At 60.8% G+C, this 18,789-nt stretch carries 19 protein-coding genes; 10 read left to right on the top strand and 9 right to left on the bottom strand.

Features of this window, described 5'->3' with window-relative positions:
• Positions 1 to 281: 281 nt before the first annotated feature.
• The 5 genes from ACQK2L_RS31600 to ACQK2L_RS31580 all read left to right on the top strand — a co-directional run bounded on the left by ACQK2L_RS31600 (position 282) and on the right by ACQK2L_RS31580 (position 2,384).
• The gene (locus tag ACQK2L_RS31600; protein WP_425401050.1) at positions 282 to 704 is read left to right on the top strand and encodes a CsbD family protein; all 423 of its coding nucleotides are present in this window, start codon (positions 282 to 284) and stop codon (positions 702 to 704) included.
• A 44-nt stretch (positions 705 to 748) separates the two neighbouring features.
• On the top strand, positions 749 to 1,030 hold the full coding sequence (locus ACQK2L_RS31595; protein ID WP_425401049.1) for a hypothetical protein: 282 nt from the start codon (positions 749 to 751) through the stop codon (positions 1,028 to 1,030).
• Positions 1,031 to 1,126: 96 nt separating this feature from the next.
• Positions 1,127 to 1,504: a hypothetical protein gene (locus tag ACQK2L_RS31590; RefSeq protein WP_425401048.1), complete on the top strand. Its 378-nt coding sequence runs from the start codon at positions 1,127 to 1,129 to the stop codon at positions 1,502 to 1,504.
• Between the two features lie 186 nt (positions 1,505 to 1,690).
• Complete coding sequence (locus ACQK2L_RS31585; RefSeq protein ID WP_425401047.1) at positions 1,691 to 2,149, top strand: phage holin family protein; 459 nt, start codon at positions 1,691 to 1,693, stop codon at positions 2,147 to 2,149.
• A 28-nt stretch (positions 2,150 to 2,177) separates the two neighbouring features.
• Entirely contained in the window at positions 2,178 to 2,384 is a 207-nt protein-coding gene (locus ACQK2L_RS31580; protein ID WP_425401046.1) for a hypothetical protein, read from the top strand.
• Between the two features lie 5 nt (positions 2,385 to 2,389).
• Here the strand turns inward: ACQK2L_RS31580 and ACQK2L_RS31575 are convergent, their stop codons facing one another.
• From ACQK2L_RS31575 to sppA, 4 genes are all read right to left on the bottom strand, one after another.
• A complete protein-coding gene (locus ACQK2L_RS31575; RefSeq protein WP_425401045.1) occupies positions 2,390 to 3,382 on the bottom strand; it encodes a phosphatidate cytidylyltransferase in 993 nt (330 codons plus the stop codon).
• Positions 3,383 to 3,453: 71 nt separating this feature from the next.
• Entirely contained in the window at positions 3,454 to 4,209 is a 756-nt protein-coding gene (locus ACQK2L_RS31570) for an isoprenyl transferase (RefSeq protein ID WP_425401044.1), read from the bottom strand.
• 12 nt (positions 4,210 to 4,221) lie between these two features.
• Positions 4,222 to 5,532 carry an adenylosuccinate synthase gene (locus ACQK2L_RS31565; RefSeq protein ID WP_425401043.1) on the bottom strand — a complete coding sequence of 437 codons (1,311 nt, stop codon included), beginning with the start codon at positions 5,530 to 5,532 and terminating at the stop codon, positions 4,222 to 4,224.
• 92 nt (positions 5,533 to 5,624) lie between these two features.
• Positions 5,625 to 7,523: a signal peptide peptidase SppA gene (gene sppA, locus ACQK2L_RS31560; protein ID WP_425401042.1), complete on the bottom strand. Its 1,899-nt coding sequence runs from the start codon at positions 7,521 to 7,523 to the stop codon at positions 5,625 to 5,627.
• A gap of 335 nt (positions 7,524 to 7,858) precedes the next feature.
• On the opposite strand from sppA, the gene ACQK2L_RS31555 reads away from it, so the two are divergent.
• The 3 genes from ACQK2L_RS31555 to ACQK2L_RS31545 all read left to right on the top strand — a co-directional run bounded on the left by ACQK2L_RS31555 (position 7,859) and on the right by ACQK2L_RS31545 (position 11,406).
• Positions 7,859 to 9,076 carry a hypothetical protein gene (locus ACQK2L_RS31555; RefSeq protein ID WP_425401041.1) on the top strand — a complete coding sequence of 406 codons (1,218 nt, stop codon included), beginning with the start codon at positions 7,859 to 7,861 and terminating at the stop codon, positions 9,074 to 9,076.
• A 94-nt stretch (positions 9,077 to 9,170) separates the two neighbouring features.
• Entirely contained in the window at positions 9,171 to 9,776 is a 606-nt protein-coding gene (locus ACQK2L_RS31550; protein WP_425401040.1) for a non-canonical purine NTP pyrophosphatase, read from the top strand.
• 304 nt (positions 9,777 to 10,080) lie between these two features.
• Entirely contained in the window at positions 10,081 to 11,406 is a 1,326-nt protein-coding gene (locus ACQK2L_RS31545; protein ID WP_425401039.1) for a M20 metallopeptidase family protein, read from the top strand.
• 3 nt (positions 11,407 to 11,409) lie between these two features.
• Here the strand turns inward: ACQK2L_RS31545 and ACQK2L_RS31540 are convergent, their stop codons facing one another.
• The 4 genes from ACQK2L_RS31540 to ACQK2L_RS31525 all read right to left on the bottom strand — a co-directional run bounded on the left by ACQK2L_RS31540 (position 11,410) and on the right by ACQK2L_RS31525 (position 16,077).
• Entirely contained in the window at positions 11,410 to 11,913 is a 504-nt protein-coding gene (locus ACQK2L_RS31540) for a hypothetical protein (RefSeq protein WP_425401038.1), read from the bottom strand.
• 76 nt (positions 11,914 to 11,989) lie between these two features.
• Positions 11,990 to 13,213 carry an ABC transporter permease gene (locus tag ACQK2L_RS31535; protein ID WP_425401037.1) on the bottom strand — a complete coding sequence of 408 codons (1,224 nt, stop codon included), beginning with the start codon at positions 13,211 to 13,213 and terminating at the stop codon, positions 11,990 to 11,992.
• 27 nt (positions 13,214 to 13,240) lie between these two features.
• The gene (locus ACQK2L_RS31530) at positions 13,241 to 14,164 is read right to left on the bottom strand and encodes an ABC transporter permease (protein WP_425401036.1); all 924 of its coding nucleotides are present in this window, start codon (positions 14,162 to 14,164) and stop codon (positions 13,241 to 13,243) included.
• A complete protein-coding gene (locus ACQK2L_RS31525) occupies positions 14,161 to 16,077 on the bottom strand; it encodes a peptide ABC transporter substrate-binding protein (protein WP_425401035.1) in 1,917 nt (638 codons plus the stop codon). Before ACQK2L_RS31525 ends, ACQK2L_RS31530 begins: the two co-directional genes overlap by 4 nt.
• Positions 16,078 to 16,192: 115 nt before the next feature.
• Between ACQK2L_RS31525 and ACQK2L_RS31520 the strand changes: the two genes are divergently transcribed.
• Positions 16,193 to 16,693, top strand: coding sequence for a TrmH family RNA methyltransferase (locus ACQK2L_RS31520; protein WP_425401034.1), 501 nt, complete (start codon positions 16,193 to 16,195; stop codon positions 16,691 to 16,693).
• An 83-nt stretch (positions 16,694 to 16,776) separates the two neighbouring features.
• Positions 16,777 to 17,622, top strand: coding sequence for a DUF4349 domain-containing protein (locus tag ACQK2L_RS31515; protein ID WP_425401033.1), 846 nt, complete (start codon positions 16,777 to 16,779; stop codon positions 17,620 to 17,622).
• On the opposite strand, the gene ACQK2L_RS31510 is transcribed toward ACQK2L_RS31515, so the two are convergent.
• Positions 17,569 to 18,762 (bottom strand): DUF6688 family protein, encoded by a 1,194-nt coding sequence (locus ACQK2L_RS31510; RefSeq protein WP_425401032.1) that lies wholly within the window; start codon positions 18,760 to 18,762, stop codon positions 17,569 to 17,571. The two genes, ACQK2L_RS31515 and ACQK2L_RS31510, sit on opposite strands and share 54 nt — an antisense overlap.
• Positions 18,763 to 18,789 lie beyond the last annotated feature (27 nt).

Raw genomic sequence — 18,789 nt, 5'->3', positions numbered from 1 at the left:
CTGAATGATCACTGGGAGAGCGAATTGCGTGCCCCACCGCCTACGGTACGTTTTTCCAACCGCGCCGACGCCATGACAAACAGAATGTGGTTTCTTACGGACCAGGGTGAGCGACGGACTCTCAATTTCCCACCAAATAGCTGGATCGCAACTGCCGTAAACGCCGCGTTTTGTGGAAACACAGTTCCTGGCGCGCCAGTTGCATTACCTACCTGTGGGCCTGATGCTGAGGCAGCCCCGAACGAAATATCCCTCGCCAAGCAAATGCAAAGGAGTTAAGCATGTTAACCCAAGCACATATCGAAGGTGGCTGGACCGAACTCAAGGGCAAAGTCAAAGAAGTTTGGGGCGACCTGAACGACGACGAGCTTCGTCAGTTCGAAGGCGACCTGGAGCAACTGGTCGGATTCATCCAACGTTCGACTGGCGAAGCGCAGGAACAGATCGAACTTCGCCTGGCGGAACTCGACGCACGCTTTCGTCCCATGCTCGAACAGTTCAGTCGGGCAGCTCGACAGTACTACAACCAGACCATCGACTCGACATCCGAGGCAGCCGAGCGAGTTCGCCAACAAGTGGCCGAGCGACGAGCACAGGCGGAAGCCGTGGTGCGCCGCCGCCCCTTTGAGTCGGTTGCCATCGCACTGGGAGCAGGACTGGTGACCGGTTTGGTCGTCGGTGTACTCAGCAGTCGTTCGCGATAGGTTTGCAGACTCGAGAGACCCTAAACATAAGAGAGAAGCGGGTTATGTCGAATTCAATAACGGAATACTGCCACGATACGTCGGACCGCGCTCGCGAAGTTGTTCAGGAGCATCCTGAAGAATCGATCATCGCGGCCTTCGTCACGGGCGCGATTGTCGGTGTGGCTGTTGGAATTGCGCTCACCACGCGGATGGACCAGACGGCGCGATCGCACGGCGGAGTGACGGACCAGCTGAGTCGCGAAATGTCGAAGCTGGGTGGGCAGATGTCGAGCCTGGCAGACCGACTCATTCCCGAAGGTTTTGCCAAGGCATTCAGCAGGTAGGAGCCCATGTCGCATCGTCCAATCAATCGTTTAAGTAGTATGTCCCCGCCTGTGTCTTCTGTGAATGGAGAACAGGCGGAGGATATTGCAAATGCTATGCAGCGTGTGCGCAGCGACTTGAGTCGTGACGTAGAAGAGATAACGCATCAAGTGCACGAAGCCACGCAATGGAAGACGTACGTCAGGCGATATCCCTTCGCGTGCCTGGCAGTAGCGGCGGCGCTGGGCTACAGCTTGGTACCGCGGCAAAAGGAACCCAAAGTCGTAACGTCTCCCGAAATGGTTGAGAAGTTGGTCAAGTCGGGCCGACTTCGCATCGAAGCCACCGAAGGGGCCTCGCAAAAACCAAGCCTCGCGCAGCAAGCGATGTTAGGGCTTGGAACCGTCGCTGCTCGTGCCATGATGGCTTACTTTGGAAAGCGGTTGGGCGAGATCGTTCCGACCGGCGAATCCGACGTTGGCTCCGTCCAGTAATTGCACACAAAACGCAGCCATGAACAATACCCAACAATCGGAACAAAGAACCTTCCCGTTCTTGAATAGCGAATCGAATCCAAGAAGCTTGTTGGTCTCCCGCTTCGGTGATCGAGTGAGCGATTGGGCCGGAGAACATCCGCGATTCATCGTTTGCTCGGGTCTGGTCTTGGGAGGCTTACTCGGATGGTTATGGAAACGAAAGAGCTGAAGCGTCCGCTCATGGATTCAAGAACGCAGCGTGGCCCTACCCGGCAGCTGTTCGCTGACGTGGTGGAACTCGCGGAGTTGCAACTCGAACTGCTTAAGTCCGATGCACGAGAGGCTACACGTAACGTCTTGTCGAGCCTGGTGATCGGCGTTTTTGCCGCCTGCCTGGTCCTCGCTTCTGTTCCGGTCATACTAGCCGGCATTGCGCATTGGATTACTCAGAGTACGGAACTATCGCTGGCCGCAGGTTTATCCTGCACGGGCGCAGCTGCTGCGTTGGTAGCAAGCATCCTGGGGGTGGTGGCTTACCGCCTGGGCTGCCAGGGTGCAAAGTCGCTAGAGCGTTCGCGAAGCGAACTCCAACAAAACTTGGCTTGGCTTAAGAGTACTCTCGCTTCCAAAGATGATGGCAGCACTCCGCGTAACGCTAAATAAACATCCCTAGCAGAGAAAGGTCTTCACGATGTCTACAACCACCACGAATGAAACGAATCGAACTACCGGCGCCGTAAGCGATCGCTACGAAGATCGGCCATACGATGGGTCGATGCAGCCCGTACCTGACTTGATCGACTATGTGCGAGATTACGCTCGGCAGAAACCAAAGGTGGCTGCGATGTGGTGTTTCGGGCTGGGATTTGTGTTGGGGTGGCGGCTGAAGCCGTGGTAGGCGGCTCACGGGCCTACGACGTGGCCCATCCAGAGTGCGTAGCTTACTGGTGCGGCCAGTAGAATCGAATCCAGCAGATCGAGGAAGCCACCGAAGCCGGGCATCCAGGTGCTGGAATCCTTCACGCCGGCATCCCGTTTCAGCAGGCTGATCGCCAAATCGCCCAACACGCCTGCTAGGCCGACCACCAGCGCGTAGATGATGACACCAACAAGCCATTCGTTGCGCGATTGGTTGTACTCACAGCCCAGCCAATGCGCGACGGGACCAAGGAAGAACATTGCGCCGGCGATCGAACCGATGAAGCCGCCGATGGTTCCTTCCCAGGTCTTGCCGGGGCTGAGCTTGGGAGTCATCTTGTGACGTCCAAACGCATGGCCGGCGAAGTACGCGCCGCTGTCGTTCATCTTCACCGTGGCAATGGTCGTCAGCAGAGCCAACATGCCCCAGCGACAATCGTCCGTGCCGTCGGGCTGCGCCCAAACGCCGCCCGAGATGATTCTCAACTGCACCACGAAGCCCATTAACCCGCCCGCGTAGCTGATCGCAAACATGGTGCGGGCCAGTCGCGTGTGGATGGTGCCGGGAGGTTGATCGGGGCCGTCGTAGGTGACCATCTCGTACACCAGGGCCAGAAGCAACCCGCCGATCAAACCCCACGCGATCCAGCCGGTGCGGCCGCTCACTCCGCCGTCGGGATAGTAGAGTGTCATCGGGGCGGTGCTGCACAGCACGGTAAACATCGTGGCCACATAGACCAGCGGACGCCAGGGAATGCTCTTGGTGCGGTCTTGCTTGGCTTCTTTTACGCTTCCGCCCATTCGGTTGGCGGCCGCCTTTTCGCACAGCCCCATTAGCTCGCCCGCACACATCCACGCGCATACCAGGGCGAGCGGCAGCATGATGATGCCCGGCCGGGGGCCGAATTGATCGAGCCATGCCACGCCCAGGACCACCGTAATGGCAACAACAGCCAGAATGATTCGCCAGTGGAGCATCGATGCAGGACGATTGGTGGAGGTTAGAAGCGGAGAAGTTTCTCGTCTCAAATCATGGCTGGAAATATTGCTCAGGCCAGATCCGGTAAACCACCAAAGCGACGATCGCGGGCCGCGTAAGCGCGAATCGCTTCGTGCAGTGCGGCTTCGTCGAACTCGGGCCAACAGCGGTCGGTTACCCAGATCTCAGCATAGCTTATCTGCCACAGCAAAAAATTGCTAACGCGCATTTCGCCGGCGGTGCGCACCAACAAGTCGGGATCGGCCAGTCCGGCCGTATAGAGGTTGCCCGCCACGGTGTCTTCGGTAATGTCCTCGGGCTGGAGCGATCCTTCATTCACCCGACGGGCGATCGCCCGCACCGCGTCGACAATTTCGCCCCGCCCGCCGTAGTTAATCGCCAGGTTGAGCCACATGCCGGTGTTGCCACGGCTCATCTCGATGGTCTTGTCGAGTTCCCGCAAGACGTGGTCGGGAATCGCTTCCCTGCGGCCGAGCATCCTCACCCGCAGGTTATTTCGCATGATCGGCTCGCGCTCGTCGATGATGTACTGCTTGAGCAAGAGCATCAAGAACGAGATTTCCTCGGCCGGCCGCTTCCAGTTTTCGCTGCTCAGGCAATAGAGCGTGAGTTGGCCGATGCCCAGATCGGAGCAGAGTTCGGTGATCTCGCGAACTACCGCGGCGCCACGCTGATGACCTTCCACGCGGGGCAGGCCTTGCCGCTGCGCCCAGCGGCCGTTGCCGTCCATGATGATCGCTATGTGAGCAGGGCGACGTTCGGGGGGAACATCGGAGAGCGGTCCGGCGGCATCGGCTTGCGACATGTCGATTCGCTGCTAATTCGTCCGGGTGAGCGACTCGTTGAGCACGATGGTCTGGGCACGTCCGGGGCCAACCGACACCACGTCGACCGGGCAGCCGACCAACTCGGCGATGCGGTCGAGGTAGGCATGCGCGGCGGCGGGCAGGTCGTCGTACGATTGCGCGCCGTCGATTTCTTCCTCCCAGCCCGGCACGCTCTCGTACACTGGCTTTACGCGCCGCAGGTCGTCGACGTGGCTGGGGAACACGTTGGTGCGCTCGCCATCGATTTCATAGGCGGTGCAGATGTTGATTTCGTCCAGACCGCTGAGCACGTCCATCAGCATCACACACAATCCGTCCACCCCGCCCAACCGCGCGGTGTAGCGAATGGCCACCGCGTCGAGCCAGCCACAGCGACGAGGCCGGCGAGTGACGGTGCCGTACTCGTTGCCGCGGTCGCGGAGGTACTGCCCGGTGTCGTCGTCGAGTTCGGTGGGGAATGGACCGCCGCCGACGCGCGTGGAGTAGGCCTTCACTACGCCAAGCACGCAATCCATGTACTTGCCCGGCACGCCCGAACCATTCGAGATACCCACACCCGAGCTATTGCTACTGGTGACGTAGGGGTAGGTGCCATGGTCGACGTCCAGCAGCGAGCCTTGCGCGCCTTCGAACAGCACATGCTCACCCTGTTCCAGGGAGGAGAGCAACAACTCGGTGGTGTCGGCTACGTACGGCTTCAGCCGATCGGCAAAGTCGGAGTATTGCTTGTAAATGTCGTCGGCCACCAGCGGTTCGAACTCACCGTCGGCCACCATGGCCGCCAGCACGCGGTTCTTCTCTTTGGTGATGTGCTCGATCCGCTCCTTGAAGTCGCCGCGGTACATGTCGCCCAGGCGCACTGCGTGGCTGCGGGCCACCTTGTCGCGGTAGCAGGGGCCGATGCCGCGCTGGGTGGTGCCGATGCTCTCGCCGCCGGTGCTGGTGTCGAGTACGCGATCTTCGGCGAAGTGCCAGGGAAGGATCACGTGGGTGCGATTGCTGATCTTCAGGCTCTCGCCGTCGAGCCGGATGTCGCGGCTTACCAACTCGTCGATCTCTTCGAGCACCTTGGCGGGGTTCAGCACCACGCCGCCGGTGATCATGCAGGTCACGCCCGGCGTGAGCACTCCACTGGGCAAGAGCGAGAGTTTGTAGACTTCCTCGCCCACCACCACCGTGTGGCCGGCGTTGGCGCCACCTTGGTAGCGAACGACGTAGCGGCGACCCGAAGTGAGCAGGTCGACGATTTTACCTTTCGCCTCATCGCCCCACTGCAGGCCAATAACACAAGTACCCGGCACGCTGCTCGCCCTCATTCACGCAAAGAAAACCGCACAAACCCAGGATTCTAGGTCCCCGGGGTGGGGGCGGTCAAGCTGCCGGCTGCGTGGGGCTACTTGATCTCCAGCGAGAACGGCAGCATCAGCACGACCGGCTCGTGGAACACCCGCTGGATGGTCTTGGCGTGGCCGATCAGCTTCTTCATCTCGGGGTGCAAGTCGCCCAGGCCGAGGTCGACTTTCACCTCCACCTCTTTTTCCGCCTCGTTGCCGCCCAGCAGCGACTCGAACAGGTCGGGCGACTTCGGCAGGGTCATGATTTTGACCTCTTTGTCCTCCTCGATGCCCGCCAGCTGCTTGGCGGCGGCGAGGGCGTCGTCCAGGGTGCCGAGCTCGTCGACCAGGCCGTTCGCCTTGGCTTGCCGCCCGGTGTAGACCTTGCCGCCAGCCAGCTTCACGAGCTGCTCCACGGGCATGTCGCGGCCAGCCGCGGCTTTGGAGGTGAATTGCTCGTAGGTGTCTTCCATCATGTTCATAATGGCTTCGCGTTCACCCTTGGTGAACTTGTTGGTGCTGGAGAACACACCGCTGTTGCTGCCGCGGCTGATGGTGTCGATCGAAATACCGATCTTGTCGTACAGGCCCTTCAGGGCGAGCTTGCCGCCCACTACACCAATGGAGCCGGTGATCGTGGAGGGTTCCGCATAGATCTTGTCGGTGCCCATGGCGATGTAGTAGCCACCGCTGGCGGCCACGTCGCCCATGCTGGCGACGATCGGCTTATCGATGCTCTGGATCTTGCTCCACATCAGGTCGCTGGCGATCGCCGATCCGCCCGGGCTGTTGATCCGCAGCACGATGGCGGCCACGTCTTCGTCATCGGCGGCTTCGCGCAAGGCTTCGACGATGGTGCTCGAGCCCATGGTGCTGGAATTGCCAAACAGATCCGACTCGCTCTTGCCCGTGGTGATGGCGCCCACCGCATAAACGATGGCGATCTTTTTGCCGCTCGATTTGCTGCTGCTCGAACCGCTCGACATCAGCTTGATAAGCTTCAAGAATCCGGTGGGACCGGAGAAGTCGGTGTCGATCTTCTTCTTGCCGTAGTTCTGAACGTAGACCAACTTGTCGGCGTTCAGCGATTTCTGCAGGCTCTCTTTCAAATCGGAAGGGTAGGCCATGCGATCAATCAGCCCCAACTTCTTGGCCTGCGCGGCGGTCAACAGGCCTTTGTCGATGGCCTCGGTGGCTTGCTTGCGGGTGATCGGGCGATCGAACGCCACGATGGCGACCATCTGCTCGTACACATCGTCGGTCATTGAGGTCAGGTTCGCACGGACGCCTTCGCTGAAGCTCTCGCGTGTGAGCGGCTCAGCGGCCCCTTTGGCTTCGCCCATGTGGATGATGTCGGCCTCGACACCTATCTTGTCGAGCAGCCCCTTGTAGAACATGCCCTCCACCCGAACGCCCGGCAGCACCAGTGTGCCCGACTCGGGCATGACGATTTCGTCGCAGGCGCAGGCCACGAGGTAGTCGGTCGGCATGGCCATGGTGAGTTGGGCGTAGACCTTCTTGCCAGTCTTGCGGAACTTCTTGATCGCTTCACGCAGCTCGTTGATGGTGCCCCGGCCGAGCGAAGGGTTTTCGATATTGAGTACCAGGCCGTGGATGTCGTCGTCCTCGGCCGCCCGCTCGATCCGTTGAAGCATGCTCCGCAGATCGACTTGAATGTCGGCAAACAAACCCGTTCCACCGGGACCTTCGGGCAGGCTGCTGGAGAGCACCAACTGCGCCAGCCTCGCCTTGTCCAGCTTCTTGCCCTTGGTGGCTTTCTCTTCCGAGGCGCTCTTGGGTTCTTTCTTAGCCTTCGCCTTGTCCTTCGATTCTTCAGATGCGGCGGGCTTTTCAGTCGTGGCCGTGTCGGCCCAGGTTGGATTGGCGGCATAGGCTACCATGGTGGTGAGCAGTACGGCGAGCAATCGGGCGGCACGCGGGGCCTTGGCGATGGACATGGTTTTCCCTGTCGGTTGCGGTTGTTCCGGAGCTTGGAGCTGGTTTCTTCAAGTCAGTTCGACGCCCGGATGCGATGCTTGGAGGCGGGCCTCCGGGCGGAACAATTTGCCTACATTACCGCAATTCTTGCTTGTTGGTTTCAGGTTTGCCAGGGATTTCGCCATCCCGAACCGGCAAATCGGCCCAAAACGCTAGTTTCGGGGTGATTTTCTCTCTGGCTGGGCGGTCGCAGCTTTGGTACTTTTCCGCTCCTTGTCTGCCGCCCGCCCAACGCCGCACTCCGCGGCTGGGCCGGATGCTGGCGATTAGCTGCTCCTGGATTTGAGGAAATACCATGCGTTATCGCGGTACGATTGCACTGCTGACGATGTCGTTGATTGCTGCCAGCTCGGCCCTCGCCGACCCTGTGTGGCGGATGTTCATGCCTACCGACCGCGTCGAATCGCGCGTCGACGCCGACTACACCCTCGGCGAGAGCCGTGGTCCCTGGATGGTAATGGCCGCCACGTTCAGCGGCATCGGCGCTGAAGAGCAGGCTCGCGAGTTGGTGTTGGAGCTGCGCAAAGACTTCAACCTCGAAGCGTACCACCACTCGATGACCTTCGATCATTCCACCGACGAACGCTTGGGTCGTGGACTCGATCGCTACGGCGCACCCATCCGCCGGCGGTACCAGAATGGGGAGCAAAGCCACGAGCACGCGGTGATGGTGGGCAACTTCCCCACGATCAACGATCCCAGCGCTCAAGACCTCTTGGAAAAGATCAAGAAGCTTCGTCCCAAGGCGCTCGAGCGCGGCTACAACGACACTTCGCAGAATCTGGCCGCCGAGCGAGAGTACCTTACTCGTTTGACTGGTGGACACGATGGTCCGCCCATGGCGAAGGCCTTTCTGACGCGCAATCCGCTGATGCCCGAGGAGTACTTCAAGCCCAGGGGCGTCGATCCGTTTGTGACCAAGATGAACGCTGGTGTCGAGCATTCGCTGCTCGATTGCCCCGAGCGGTACACGGTAAAGATCGCCACGTTCCAGGGCAAAGCTGTGTTGCAAGGTGCGTTCAGCAGCGCCAGCCAAAGCCGCCACCGCACTCGCGAAAATGACGTCGACCCGCTCGTCGAAGCGGCTGAGAACGCCCATCGCATTACGGTCTTCTTGCGAGCCAGAGGTTGGGAAGCCTACGAGTTCCACGATCGCACCGAGAGCTATGTGACGATTGGTTCGTTCGACAAAGTGGCCAATCGCCTGGCCGACGGTCAGCTTCGCCCGACACGCGACGTGGATATCATCCTCAAGACGTTCGGGGCCGCCTACCAAACGCCCACCGCGCTGTCGGTTGGCGAGAACGTCCCGCTGCAAGACCGCATGCGGGCCGAGGAGGTTAAGCGCAAGTTCAACAACCTGTTCTCCAACCAGCACGGCCAGGTCGCCAACGGTCTGGAACCGAAGTACATCGAGTACGACAAGAACAAGTTCGTCCCGCTCGACATCAACCCCGAAGTGATCGAAGCCCCCAAGAAGTCGGTTACCAGCGTCTACGCCTGGGGAAGATAGTTCAAGAATGACCAATGGCGAATTCACAATGACCAATCAATAAGTTGGTCATTGGGGAATTGGACATTGGTCCATTGCCCATTACACTTCTCGCATGAGCAAGCGAGTAGTTATCGGGACGCACAACAAGAAAAAGGGCATCGAACTAGCCGAGATGCTCGCGCCGTTTGGTCTGGAGGTGGCGACGCTCGACGACTTTCCCTCCGCCATCGAAGTGGTGGAGGATGGCGATTCGTTTGCGGCGAATGCCCGATTGAAGGCCACCCAGCAAGCGGTCCACCTGGGCGAGTGGGTTTTGGCCGACGACAGCGGCATCGAGATCGACGCCTTGGATGGTGCGCCGGGCATCTACTCCGCTCGGTTTGCGGGTGAACAGGCCACCGACCAGGACAACAACCGCTTGCTGCTCGACAAGCTCGGCGATCTGCCGCCAGTCAAGCGCGGGGCGCGGTATTACTGTCACGTCACGCTGGCCGATCCAGCCGGCGAGGTGCGGGCCGAGAGTCACTCGACGTGTCGCGGGGTGATCCGCCGCGAGCCAGTCGGCTCCCACGGTTTTGGCTACGATCCGCTGTTCGAGGTCCGCGAATACCACCGCACCTTCGGCGAGCTGGGCCCCGCGGTGAAGCGTGCCCTGAGTCACCGCTCGCGGGCGATGCGAGCGATCGTGCCTCAGGTGATAACGCTGGTTTCCGGCTAAGCCCGTCGTACTATGGCCGCCTCGGCCGTAGCGCCCGTGTCATTCCGACAGGAGGCTCGCCGACTGAGGAATCTACGTGGCCCGGGCCAGGGGACGTTGCCAAGTGTTGGAGTTTGGAGTTCGAAGCTCCCGAAGTGTTCAGTGTGAGTGAGCTGCAAGCCAGATTTCTCGGTCGCTGGACTCCCTTCGAAATGACACAAAAGGTCGCGTGGCGGCTATTGTCGCTCGCAGTGCGGCGCGTTGTGCGCTACAATCTTAGAACGTGTGGTCCGTTCCCCCCCGAGCTTCTCCCCCGAGAATCATCATGACGCTGCGTCTCTGCTGTTTGATCCCACTGTTGTTCGCTGGCTTGGCGGTTGCCAAGGATTCGCCTCCGAAGTCCGCCACGGTTGCCAAAGCGTGGACGGCCGAGCATCTGCCCGAGGTGGTGGCGGTGTACAAACAGCTTCACCAGGCGCCGGAGCTTTCGTTCGCGGAGGAGAAAACCGCCGCCCGTTTGGCCGAGCAGCTACGGGAGATTGGCTGCGACGTGCGGACTGATATTGGCGGGCATGGCCTGATTGGTGTCCTTAAGAACGGCGAAGGCAAGACGCTGCTGCTGCGGGCCGACATGGACGCTCTGCCGGTGGTCGAAGAGACTGGCGTGCCGTATGCTTCGAAGGTTCGCGCGACTAACGAACGCGGGCAGACCGTCGGCGTGATGCACGCTTGCGGGCATGACATTCACATGTCGAACCTGGTGGGCGTCGCTCGGATGCTGGCCGAGAACAAGGACGCCTGGCAGGGAACAGTCATCTTTCTGATGCAACCGGCCGAAGAACGCGGTGCGGGGTCCAAGGCGATGCTCGACGACGGGTTGCTGACCATGTTTCCCCGGCCCGATTTCGCCGTGGCGCTTCACGTTTCGGCCGACAGCCCGTGCGGCACTATTGGCTACTGCCCGGGTTACGCGTGTGCGAACGTCGATAGCGTCGACATCACCATCAAAGGGCGGGGCGGGCACGGGGCGTATCCCGAGACGACCATCGACCCGATTCCCATCGCCGCCAAGCTGGTGCTCGACCTGCAAACGATCATCAGTCGTGAAATAAAACCGATTGAACCAGCCGTGATTACCGTCGGTGCGATCGAAGGGGGCACCAAGCACAACGTGATCAGCGACGAGTGCAAACTGCAGCTCACCGTGCGGAGCTACTCGCCGCAGGTGCGCGAGCAACTAGCCGAGGCGATCAAACGCAAAGCCAAAGCGGCCGCCATGAGCGCCGGAGCTCCGGAGCCCGAAGTGCTGATCTCCGAAGGCACACCTTCGCTGTTCAACGACCCACAACTTGCCGAGCAAGTTGCTGAGATTGCCGGCCGAGTGATTGGCAGCGACAACGTATCGCGGAGCGAGCCCACCATGGGCGGCGAGGACTTCAGCCGCTACGGCATCGCGGGCATTCCGATCTGCATGTACAAGCTCGGCGCCGTGAGCCAGGAGCGGCTCGACGAATTCAAGCGTGGCGGCACTCCACCTCCGTCGCTTCACTCGCCTCGATTCTATCCCGATCCCGACGCGACGCTCGAAACCGGCATGAACACCATGGGCGCGATCGCCTTGGAGTTGCTGGCACCGTCGAGTGACGAGTAACGCCTACTTGGGCTCCGCAGCATCGCGGTTGGCCTTGGCCTTATCGACGCGTGCGCGCTGTTCCTCGATCTCAGCATCCAGCGCTGCAAGTTCGGCTTTGAACTCTTCGCTGTAGAGGCCCACGATCGCCTCGCGGCTCGGTGGCTTGCCGGCAGCGGCGGCGGCCGCTTCCAGCAGGTCGCCCGCCTGGGCGTCCAGGTTCTCGGCATTAGCAATTGCGTTGTCCAACAGTTCGTTGGGGTCCGCTGCATTGAGATCGGGCGGTGGGGTGTCTTTCATGCTTTCGAGCATGCCGCCGAGTGCCTCGATCGCGGCATCGCCGCTGGGCCTGAGTGTGGCCTCGTACTCGGCGATGCGATCGGCCCGCTTTCGCTCCAGGCGGTCGAGCGCCTCGGCCTCCGCGTTGTAGATCATCACCAGGTCGGCGTACGAGGCTTTGTCTTCTTTCGTGGCGCAGCCCACAGCGGCTACGACAGCGAGCACCAATAACAACGGATAATGACGCATGGAATCCTCCACAACGCAAAAGGATGAGTTGGCCCTGCCTTGATTGTCACTCGCCGACGAGCGTCAGGCAAGTCGTCTACCGCCCTTCGCGGAGTTTGGGGTCCAGGGCGTCGCGCAACGCGTCGCCGAAGAAATTCAGGGCGAACAGCGTGGTGCCGATGGCGATGCTGGGGAACACGACCAGCCACCAATAGGTGCGAACCGGGTTGATCACGTCGAGCCCCTCGCTGGCGAGTGTGCCCCAGGAGACGTCGGGCGATTCGACGCCCAGGCCGAGGAACGACAGGAACGCCTCGAACAGCATCACGCGGGGAATGGTGAGCGTCAGGTACACGATCACCACGCTCATCACGTTCGGCACGATATGCCGGGCGATGATCTCCAGTTGGCCGGCTCCCTGGGCGCGGGCCGCTTCGACGTACAGTTCCTTCTTGAGCGACAGCACCTGCCCTCGCACCACGCGGGCCATGGTGAGCCAGTAGATCGCGCCGACCACGACGTAAAAAATCGTGATGCGATCAATACCGAACTCGGCCAGCTGTTTCTTGGTTTGCTCCTCGCCCAGGATCGTGAGCAAGAAGATCACCACAAAGATGAACGGCACCGAATACAGCACGTCGACAATCCGCATCATCACCGCGTCGGTCACACCGCCAAAGTAGCCGGCAATCGAGCCGTAGCTAACACCGATTACCAGCGACACCAAAGTGGCCACGATGCTCACGATGATCGACACCCGCGCGCCCCAGAAGATCCGCGACAGCACATCCCGCCCCAGATTGTCGCGGCCGCAAATCGAAGGGATCGACCAATTGCCAAAAATGCGAAGCCGCATGCGTGTCATCCAGCGACTCACAGGGCCCATGTTCGTGAACCCGGCATCGGTGTAGGGACCTTGCCGAATGTCCTCGATCGAATTGACCAGTTGTTCTCTCTCCTCGCTGTCAGGAGGCAGGTCGGCGATTCGCTTCTTCAGCGTCGCGATCTTCTTATTGGATGCTGCGATATGCTCGAGCGTGAGCGGCACTGGCTCGACGTCGCCTTCCTGTCGGATCGTCAAATTGTCGCTCGGGTGGTGCGTGAACGTCGGCGGATCGAAGTCGCGACTGGTATCGGTCTTGTCCGACGGCTGCAGCGGCAACAAAGGTGTGAAGAACGCCCCCGAGGCCACCAACACCAGCACTGCCATACAGACTACGGCCATTCGATTGCGCAGCAACTTGCCCCAGGCGTCGCTCCACAGCGACTTGCCTACGCGCGGCGATTTGGGTTTGGGGCTAGTGTTCTGCATCTTGGCCATGTGCTCAAATACAATTCGTCTTGTTCGTCATACATCCTCCCAACTCACTCGCGGATCGAGCCACGTGTAGGCGGCGTCGACCAGCGTGTTCATGGTGAATAGCAGGATCGTGTACAGCACGACGATGCCCATCGCCATTGGGGTGTCGTTGTCGATGGCGCTTTGCACGAACGAGTAACCGATGCCGGGAATGGCGAACAGCTTCTCGATTACCAGCGAGCCGGTGATGATGCCCGCCACGGCGGGGCCGAGGAACGACACCACGGGGATCACCGCGGTGGGTAGGGCGTGTTTCAGGATCACCGCGCGGCGGGAAAGACCTTTGGCCCGTGCGGTGCGAATGTAATCTTGCGACAGCACGTCGAGCATGCCGGTGCGGGAAATGCGGGCGATGTACGCCGCGTAGGGGGCTCCCAGGCAAAACGCCGGCATCAGCAGATACCGAGGGCTGCCCCACCCGGCGGGCGGCAACAGCGGTATCAAGAACGAAAACAGCAGGATCGCAAACCCGGCGATCACGAAGTTCGGCAGCGCGATCCCCACGGTAGCAATAGACATCAAGCTGTAGTCGGCTAGCGACCCACGTCGGGCGGCCGACACGACGCCTGCCACCAGCCCCACCACGGCCGCCCACGCCAGCGCCGCTAGGCCCAACGCTGCGGAGACGGGCCAACAAAGCGACACCAGTTCGTTCACCGTGAAGTCGACCTGCTTGCTCGACACGCCCAAGTCGCCTCGCAGCAAGTTGCCCAGGTCGAGCAGGTAACGCACGTGCGCGGGCTTGTCCAAGTTGTAGTGCCGGCGCAGGTTGGCTTCGATCTCCGCCGGCAGGCTCCGCTCGCTGCTGAACGGCGAGCCGGGCGAGGCGTTCGCGAGTAACCACGTGAGGGTGAACACTACCCACACGGTGAGCAATAGCCACAGACCACGTTTTACGAAGTACCCAATCACTCCACCGGCCTCATGAACTCGTTGGGTTGGGTCGTGTCGCGATCGATCCACAACGCGTGCAGCGGGTGCGAGTCCAACGCGTTGTTGTAGAACCCGCGAACGTGAGGTTTCACCATGTTCCGCGAGTAGTAGAAGTAGATCGGGATCACCGGAAGCTCGTCCATCAGGATGGTTTCCGCCTGGTGCAAGATCGCGTTGCGCTTCTCGGGGTCGGCCTCCGCTTCAGCGTCTTTGATCAACTGGTCGTACTCGTCGCTTCCCCAGTTAGTTTGATTGTTCTCGTTGTCGCTCACGTACAGGTCGAGGAACGTGTTGGCGTCGTTGTAGTCGGCGATCCATCCCTGCCGCCCGATGTCGTACTGGGTCTGCCGCATGGCGTCGGTAAACGCGGGCCACGCCATGTTTCGTAGCCCCACGCTAATGCCCAACTCGCGCTGCCACTGCTTGCGAAGTAGCTCGGCAATCGCTTTGTGCCCTTCGTTGTTGTTGTAGAAGATCTCGAACTTGGGAAATCCGTTGCCGCCTGGAAAGCCCGCTTCGGCGAGCAGTTGCCTCGCTCGATCGGGGTCGGGCGTGGGCATGTAGGCTGGCGTGTAACCGGTCACCTGGGGCGGCACCATGTTGAGCGCCGGTTGCTGCGGGCCGCGGACTGCGGTGCGGATGATCTCTTCGCGATCGAGCGCCAAGGCCAAGGCCTGACGCACTCGCTTGTCGGACAGAGCTTCGCGTTCGACGTTCAGCTTGTACGTGTAAACGCCCAATTGTGGAGCGGGGTTGAAGTCGTCGCGCGGCGGATCGCTCTCGAGAAACTCGCGAATCAAATTGTTGGGCATCCGGTCGATCCAGTCGATCTCGCCGAGCAGATACATGTTGAGTGCCGTGGTGTCCTTTTCCACGGCCATCGAGTCGATCACTTCAAGAGCAACGTTGTCGCGATTCCAGTAGTGCTCGTTCTTCACCAGCCGGATGCGGTCACGGGGGCGACGGAAGCCAATGCGGTACGGCCCGTTGGTTACGATGTTTTCGGGGCGGGTCCAGTCGGGGGCGCCGTACTTTTCCAGGCAGCCGCGGTGCACGGGAAACAGCGGATAGAAGCCCATTAGCTCGAGCCAAAACGGTGTTGGATTCTCCAGCTCCGTTTCCAGCGTGTGCGAGTCGATCACACGAATGCCAACCTCATCGAAGTCGAACGTCAGGATCCGGCAGCCCACACAGCCTTCGGGCACTTCGTCGCCCCGATCGGGGTCGGCTACCACGTAGCAACGCTCCTGGCCGTCGACCTCGACGTAGAACTTCTGCGTGATTTTGTCCCGCTCCTTGGTGTCCTCGGGCATGGTCTTGGGGTCCTTGCGGATCAGTGTCCCTTTGACCAACTCGCCGAGCTTGGTGTTGTGCTCGCCGGGCTTCAGGTTCAACTCGATCTCCACCGGATCGCCCGGCTCGAGGTAGGTGCCGCCGGAGTTGAACTTCTTGCCGTTTACCAGGTACCAACCCTGCTTGGCGTACTCGGCTGCGGTGAGCGGATTGAGAAACCGCCGCATCGAGTAGTGGTAGTCCTCGGCGGTGACCGGATCGCCGTTCGACCAGCGGGCGTCCTTGCGCAGGTGGAACGTGTAAGTTCGCTTGTCGTCGGAGATGTCCCACGACTCGGCCACGCCGGGCCACTTCTCCGGCCCGCCGGTTACCGGCGTGTGATCGTCGGGCGAGACGCGCACCAATCCTTCGAACAGCGCGCTTACCACTCGGCCTTCGGGGATGCCACCAATCAACGCGGGGTCGACCGTCTTAATTTCGGTCGCGTTGTTGAAAGTGAAATCCGCCGGGGGCAGTCGACTTGCCGTGAGCGACCATACCACTCCGCCTACGAGTAGGGTCGCCACAACAATGGCGGGCAGGTTCTTGCGGAGTTTCATCGACACCGGGAAAGGGTGAATGGCGGAGGGCAGGGCAAACTGATAGCTTACGCAGTATTGCCACCAATTCCAACTGGAATGTCGAGGGAATGACTACCGAAAGTCAGTAAGCCCAATGCCGCGATTCGAGCATCTTCGTCACAAGGAGCCAAGCAAGCTTACGCAGCCGCGCGAGTTGGTCGTGGCCTGTGCACCGATGCGCTCGAACGTGAACCTGTCGCGGATCGCAAGGGCGGCGGGTTGCTGTGGGGTGACACGGATCGTGTGCGCCGGCCGCGTCAAGCTCGACCCAAAAATCGCCCGCGACGCGGCGCAGACCTTGAAGCTCGAGTCGCACAACTCGCTGGCGCCAGCGCTCAAGAAGCTCAAAGCCGAAGGCTACACGCTGGTGGGACTCGAGCAGACCACCAACTCGACCGACTTGCACTACTACGAGTTCGAGCGCCGCACGGTGTTGGTGATCGGCAACGAGCGGCAGGGGCTCACCGAGGACATCCTGGCCGAACTCGACGCGGTGGTCGAAATCCCCGTGTGGGGCATGCCGTACAGCTACAACGTGGCCACGGCCACCGTGATGGCGATGTACGAATACTGCCGGCAATATCCGCGAGGGTAGGGCGGAACTTTTCGTTCCAGCCGGACGTCAAAGCTTGAGCACGTTGAATGCTTCGGCCGTCCTACAAGCCTTGGGAGTTCGCCATGTATCGCTTATCCGCCGTTCTTCTCTGTTCGGCCGTCTGTATCGGCTGCGGTTACTCAGATAGTGCCCTAGAATCCGCCAAGGTGGCAAGGCCGCCCAGCTCTACAGCGTCCCAACCACCGCGGCAACTCGGCTTGGCGGTGGCTGAAGTAAGTGAGGCCGATTTGGAATCACCGGCAGCCGATAACCGCAAGATCATCTACACCGCTTCGCTCTCGATTGTGGTCGACGACTTCTCTGGCGTGGAGCAATCGATCACATCGCTGGTGAAGCAGTACGGCGGATTCATCGCCAGCGCGAATCTAGCGCTCAATCAGGGGAGCGAACGCTCCGGCACGTGGACGGTGCGCATTCCGGTGGCCTCGTTCGAGTCGTTCCTCGACGCCACCGGCGATCTGGGTGTGCCGGAACGGCGCGAGCAGAACGGGCTAGACGTGACCGAAGAGTACGTCGACCTCGAAGCTCGCATCCGCAGCAAGAAGAGACTGGAAGAGCGCATCCTCAAGTTGCTGGCTGACAACAAGGGCGAGATCAAGGACGTGATCGAAGTGGAGCGCGAACTGTCGCGCGTGCGGACCGAGATCGAGCAGATGGAAGGCCGGTTGCGGTACCTGGCCGACCGCACCGAATTGACCACCGTGACACTCACCGTTCGCGAGGAGCATAACTACCAACCGCCGCAAGCACCCGGTTTTGGAACACAGATTGCCTCGACTTGGACCAACTCCGCCTCGGCCATCCTCTCACTGGGTAAGAACGCTTTGCTGGCCATCGTGGCGTGCGTGCCGTGGCTATTGATCGCTGGCGTGGTGTTCGTTCCGTTCTGGAAGTGGCGGCGTCCGTAGTTGTTGCTCATACACTCGCCGCACCGAACTCCGCGGCACGCCGGCCACGACGCGCACCACCAGCCACGCGATCCACTCGGCTGGCTTCATCGCCAGGTACACGACGTCCGCCAGCCAGGCGAATCGAATCCGTCGCGCCACCTGCGGGCCTACACGGTTATAGAGCCGGCGCAGCGGCCGATGAAGTTGGGGCACGGTTGCGTGCAGCAAGACTTCCAGCGCTTTGAGCAACTGCAGTTGGCGAGTGACGCGGAACGCCTGCCCGACGTCGCGCGAGCCAACCAGCCAGCGGTGGCCCTGCGCGGCGGCGGTGATCACAAAGCAAGTTTCTGGCGGTTCGGTGGGCAGGTGGTTGTATTCGTCGATGGCCACCAGAATGGCCCGCCGCCAGGCGGCGAAGTTCACCGACAACCAAATAAACACCGCCAGCAACGCGGAGATCGAAATCCGCCAGCTCTTCCGCAGTGGCGCCAGCAGCTCCCAACTCGCCCGACCGTACGTCACCACGGCCAGCGGTGTTGCGACCATCGCACCAACGAGCCACCCACCGGCGTAAACGCTCAACGAAGCGATGGTAATGATGACTGTGCCAATCACAACCGCCACGATCTCGTGTTTGGCCTTGAGCTCAAGTCCCTTCACCAGCATGGTGATGACAATCGGTGGTTGAACGGCCAGGACGCCCGCAATGGGGGCGACAATGATCGTGAGGAACAAGCTCGCAGCAACGTCCATTTCGTGTTCCACCGCACCACACCAGGCGACGAACAACTCCAACCACAACAGCAATCCCGTGAGTACCGCCCCCAACTGCCAGGCTGGCGCCTTGTCGGTCGGCCGACGCAAGAGCTGATAAAGAAGACCGCACGCGCTGAACGCCAAGAGGGGGTACAGCCAGATCATCGCCTGCCACTCAAACACCAGCACGCAGTAGGTGCCGAAGCGGCCTGACTGGTACATCTCGAAACCACCCCAGGTGCCCGCCATGCAGAGGAACACGACGGGAAAGACGAGTCCCCAGACGATGAACCACCACACGCGAAACAGCGAGGTATAGCTGCTCTTGCGCCAGCCAGGCGGTTTCGCCTCTTCGACCGGCGCGGCTGAAGGATTATCTTTGTTAGGCGTGGTGTCGTCCATGCACCTATTGTAATAGTTCTTGCACGC

Source organism: Aeoliella sp. (assembly GCF_965227375.1).
GTDB lineage: Bacteria > Planctomycetota > Planctomycetia > Pirellulales > Lacipirellulaceae > Aeoliella.
This window is presented reverse-complemented; position numbering and strand designations above follow the sequence as displayed.